Origin of the sequence: Protofrankia sp. Cj5 (assembly GCF_917627405.1) — a bacterium.
In the GTDB taxonomy this organism is placed as follows: Bacteria; Actinomycetota; Actinomycetes; order Frankiales; family Frankiaceae; genus Protofrankia.
Genome location: NZ_CAKJTO010000029.1, coordinates 44,855 through 47,566 on the forward strand (window position 1 = coordinate 44,855; position 2,712 = coordinate 47,566).

Here is a 2,712-nt window from a genome sequence, read left to right on the forward strand (position 1 = left end):
AGATCCCAAAGTCGTCCACGGCCTGGGCGAGGGACTGCCGCATGGCGTCCGGGCCGTCCCCGCACCACAGCTGGTCCGCCCACACGACCAGATCGGTGATCCCCTCAGCGTCATAGCGGCACACCAGTTCCGGATCCCGGCCCGCCAACCGGAAGTAGCAGGGAATCATCGCGCGCCCCTGCTCCTCGCACAGTGCCGCGAGCTGGTCGCGCAGCCGTACCGCGTCGGAGAAGGACGGCGTGCCGGAGCTGAACCAGGCGTCCCCGACCCGGGCCGCGCGGCGCAGCGCCCGGTCGGTGTTGCCCCCGAGGACGAGAGGAACGGTGACGGGCTCCGCGGTCACCTGGACCTTGTCGATCGTGAAGTGGGTGCCCCGATGCTCGAAGGGTCCCCCACCCCACGCGGAGCGCAGGACCGCCAGGCTCTCCTCCAGGCGGGATCCGCGTTCGCCGAACGGCACGCCGAGGGCGGCGAACTCCTCGCGCAGCCAACCGGCTCCGACCCCGAGCATGAACCTGCCGGCGGCGATCTCCTGCGTGGTGCAGGCGGCACGGGCGGTCAGAAGCGGATGACGCAACGGCAGGATGTAGATGCCGGTCGCGAGCTTCACCCTCGTCGTGAGCGCGGCGGCGGCGCTCAGCGCCGACCACGGGTCCAGCAGCCGCGTGGCCGGGCCGACGATCGGCCCGAGATGGTGCTGGTGCGCCGCCTGACCGTGGGTCGGATGCTCGCTGGAGTAGTCGTACGGCAGGACGAGGTGCTCGCCCAGCCAGAGTGCGTCGAAGCCGGTCTCATCGGCCGCGACGGCGAGGTCCAGCAGGTCACGCGCGCCCATGTTGTACACCGACAGGCCGATCCGCATCCTCAGCTCCTTGTTCTGGCTTCCACTGCGGCACGACAACGCCCTCGTCGGTGCCGTCGTCAAGCGTTTCGAACCAGACCCGCATGGGCTGCCCCGGGGTGAGTGCCGGCCGGCCGGGCAGGTAGCCGACCAGCCGGGCCGCCGGGACGTCATCGAGCTGTATGAGGACCACGCAGTAGGGCACCGGATAGGCGGGGTGCACCTGGTGCTCGACCACGGTCCAGGAGTACAAGGTCGCGGTACCGGCGACCGGCTGCCAGCGGCCGTCCCAGCCGCCACAGTGCCGGCAGTAGGCCCGCGGCAGGTGCAGCACGGCGTCGCAACCATCGCACCGGCGGATGACCAGTTCATGCCGGCGGGCGGCCTCGAAGAAGCCGCCGGTGTCGTGGTCGTCACCGACGGGGGCCAGGCGGGCGGCCCGAGGCGTCACGCCGTCCATCAGGCGGCCGTCAGGACGAGGGCGCTGCCGGGAGGCAGCGGTGTCGAGGTGACCAGGCACACCTCGGCGCCGGGTACCTGGGAGGTGGAGTCGCCGCGGATCTGGCGTACCCCTTCGAGAATGTGGTTCATGCCGTGGATGTAGCCCTCCGAGAGATGGCCACCGCCGGTATTGACCGGAATGCGGCCGTCCAGGTCGATGCCGCCCGCGGCGACGAACGGGCCCGCTTCTCCCTTCTCGCAGAACCCCCAGTCCTCCAGCTGGAGCAGCACGGTGATCGTGAAACAGTCGTAGATCTGGGCGACGTCGATGTCGTCGGGGCCGAGGCCCGCCCGGCGGTACAGCGTCCGGGCGACCGACCGGGCGGGCAGTTCGGTGAGCGACTCCCGCATCAGGGCCGGGAACTGGATGCCGGGCTGGGAGCCGGGGATAGTGCCCTGGGCGACGGCACGGATGAGGACGGGCGGCCGCCGGCAGTCGCGCGCCCGTGCGGCGCTGGTCACGACGACAGCGCAGGCCCCGTCGGTCTCCAGGCAGAAGTCGAACAGCCGCAGCGGATCGGAGATCATCCGGGCCGACAGGTAGTCGTCCATGGTGAGGGTGCGCGCGTGCAGCTGCGCCGCGGGGTTGGCGTTCGCCCGCGCCCGGCAGGCGAGCGCGATATGGCCAAGGTCCTCCGCCCGGGTACCGTATTCGATCATGTGGCGCCGGGCCAGGAGAGCGAAGATCTGGCCGGGGGTGAGAAGCCCGTAGGGCGCGAAGAACTCGTCGTAGCCGCCCGCGCCGCCCACCCTGGCGCTAGTGGCGGCGGACAGGCCGAACCGACGCCCGGAGCGGCCGTTGATCTCGCGGAAGACCAGGACCGCGGTCGCCTGGCCGGACAGGATGGCGCCGACTGCCTGGCCCACCATGGCGCAGGGGGCCACCCCGCCCGGCCCGACCTGGGACCAGTACGTGAGGTTGTCGATGCCGAGGGAGTCGGCGAGGTCGCTGTGCAGCACGGTGTCCATGTCGCAGCGGACGATGCCGTCGATGTCAGCGGGTGAGAGCCCGGCGTCGTCCAGGGCGGCGAGCGCGGCCTGGGTCGCCAGGGTGAGATCGCTGCGCCCGGAGTCGCGTGAGTAGTCGGTGGCGCCGATACCCGCGATCGCGCAGCGGTCGCGGTGCCCGAACGTGTCCTGGTCGCCCATGGCAGGCCGCCCGTCCCTCCAAGGGTGGCACGGGGAACCCGCCCGGCCCACCGGCGAACGATGGAGTAACGATGAGCTTCGGACTCTATCATCATGATGAATTCGATACCAGGGCCCAGCCTGGAGCGCCGGGCGGACGCTGGGGACGCACCTCAGCCCACGACGCGCACCCTCTATTGCCGGTCATTCTTGGAACAGTGGCGCCCCGCGTGGCCGGGCGC

3 protein-coding genes are annotated in these 2,712 nt (G+C 71.2%); all 3 read right to left on the reverse strand.

What is annotated here, in order from left to right; all coding sequences use genetic code 11:
* On the reverse strand, positions 1-862 hold an 862-nt coding region (locus MJ777_RS08905; protein WP_239375035.1), incomplete at its 3' end, for a TIGR03619 family F420-dependent LLM class oxidoreductase.
* The gene (locus MJ777_RS08910) at positions 822-1,292 is read right to left on the reverse strand and encodes a Zn-ribbon domain-containing OB-fold protein (RefSeq protein WP_370652678.1); all 471 of its coding nucleotides are present in this window, start codon (positions 1,290-1,292) and stop codon (positions 822-824) included. The genes MJ777_RS08905 and MJ777_RS08910, both read right to left, overlap by 41 nt.
* Before the next feature lie 8 nt (positions 1,293-1,300).
* Complete coding sequence (locus MJ777_RS08915; RefSeq protein WP_239375056.1) at positions 1,301-2,491, reverse strand: lipid-transfer protein; 1,191 nt, start codon at positions 2,489-2,491, stop codon at positions 1,301-1,303.
* Positions 2,492-2,712 lie beyond the last annotated feature (221 nt).

What these genes read in the sequence shown, in the direction of transcription:
- MJ777_RS08915 (WP_239375056.1), bottom strand. Translation starts at nt 2,491, where the DNA reads ATGGGCGACCAGGACACGTTCGGGCACCGCGACCGCTGCGCGATCGCG.